Source organism: Streptomyces sp. NPDC058964, assembly GCF_042741275.1.
Taxonomy (GTDB): domain Bacteria; phylum Actinomycetota; class Actinomycetes; order Streptomycetales; family Streptomycetaceae; genus Streptomyces.
This window is the reverse complement of the sequence record NZ_JBHYKH010000745.1, coordinates 1-1721: the sequence shown is the minus strand read 5'-3', so window position 1 is coordinate 1721 and position 1721 is coordinate 1. Positions and strand designations below refer to the sequence as shown.

General features: G+C 75.3%; 1 protein-coding gene. It reads right to left on the bottom strand.

The annotated features are described in order from the left end of the window. Positions 1-119: 119 nt before the first annotated feature. Positions 120-1625, bottom strand: coding sequence for a tetratricopeptide repeat protein (locus ACFW2E_RS44075; RefSeq protein WP_384476977.1), 1506 nt, complete (start codon positions 1623-1625; stop codon positions 120-122). Positions 1626-1721 lie beyond the last annotated feature (96 nt).

Sequence of the window (1721 nt, the reverse complement as noted above, 5' to 3'; positions counted from 1 at the left end):
ATCACGTGTCTTGGTGGTGGGCCGCTTGTGTTGTTTTAAAGCGACCGTGGAAGGGGCGAGCGCGAGCGCGCAGGCGGCCGTGAGCACGGCCGCGGCGGAGGCGAACAGCCGACGGGGCTTCACTTGGCCGCCTCCAGTTTCTTCAGCGCCGCACGGGCCCTGGCCGCGCCCAGGGGAGAGAAGCCCGGGTTCAGGTGGAGGGCCGCCGTGAGCGAGGCGCGGGCGTCCTTCCGGTGGCCCGTGGCGAGTTCGATCGTGCCGCGGTGGTAGAGGAAGGAGGCGTTGCGGTAGCCGGTGGCGGTGGCCCGGCGGGCGTACGGCAGGGCCTCCTGGTCACGGCCGCTGACGTGCAGGGCCCAGGCGAGGGCGTCCGCGGTGTGCACGGTGCGGCGGCGGGCCCACTCGGCGCGCGCGGCACGCAGGGCCTCGGCCTTGTCCCCGTGGTCGGCCGCCGCCAGGGCGGTGTCGAGATCGGCGTTGACGCCGTTGGCGCGGGCCAGGGCGATCCAGGCGTCGACCAGGGCGTACTGGTCGGCGGCCCGGGCCTTGTCCCCTCCGGCGCCGCGTGCCTCGTACAGCTCGCCGAGTTCGACCAGTGGGCCGGGCAGCGGATAGCGGGAGACGACGAGCTCCATCCCCTTGACGGCGTCGGCCCGGTCGCCGCTCGCGGCCTGGGCCCGGGCCCGGCCCTCGAGGGCGGGGAGGTAGTTGTCGTCGGCGGCCAGGGAACGGGCGTAGTAGGCGAGTGCGGTCTTGTAGTCGCCCTGGTTCCAGGCGAGCTGGCCGAGCTGGGCGGATACGTACGCCACGTCGCCGGGGGAGGTCGCGGCGGACAGGGCCTGCCGGAGGACCCGGCGCGCCGCGCCCACGTCGCCGCGCAGTTCGCGCACGTAGGCGTACCGCGTGAAGACCGGGACGCCGGGGCGCCGCTCGTCGGCGGTGTCGGCGGCCTTCGCGGCGTCGTCGTACCGGCCGAGTTCGACCAGGGCGTCGATACGGGAGGACAGGGCGCGTTCGCTGTAGGGGTTCTGCTTCAGCGCCTTGTCCGCGTAGGTCAGGGCGTCCTTGAAGTCGTGCCGGGCGGCGGCGAGGGCGGCGCTGCCGGAGAGGGCCTGGTCGTTGTCCGGGGCCAGCCGCAGGGAGCGCTTCAGCGCCTTCTCGGCCTGCGGATAGCGGGAGGGGTCGCCCTTGGTCCGTGCCTGTTCGACGTAGGCGAGCCCGAGGGTGGCCCAGCTGCCGTAGTCCCTGGGCTGCGACCGGAGGTGGGCCTGCAGCGCGGCGATGCTCGCGTCGAGGTTCCCGCTGTTGAGCAGCCCGGGGGACACGGCACTCGAGGCGACCGCCACGGTCGCCGGCGCCCCGTCCCGCGCGGCCCCGAGCGCGATCGCCCCGCCGGTCATCGCGACGGCCAGCAGGACGGCGCATCCGGCGAGCCGCGCGGCCCGCCGGCGCCGCCCGGCCGCCGCGCCCTGCCGCACGGTCGCGACCCGCTCGTCGTCCTGCGCGGAGCCCGCAGCCCCGGACTCGGCTGCCGCAGCGCTCGGGGTCCCGGTGTCCGGCAGGTCGCCCTCGTCTTCGTCCACCGGCCGCGCGGCGGGCTCGTTGTCGTTCGTACGCGGGGACATGCCCTCTCCTAGGTCGCCTGGTCGCTGCTGGTGGAAGTCGTGGGGTGGGGGGGCCCCCCGCGGGGGGGAGGGGGTGCGCCGGTGGCGTATACACAT

What these genes read in the sequence shown, in the direction of transcription:
- ACFW2E_RS44075 (WP_384476977.1), bottom strand. Translation starts at nt 1,625, where the DNA reads ATGTCCCCGCGTACGAACGACAACGAGCCCGCCGCGCGGCCGGTGGAC.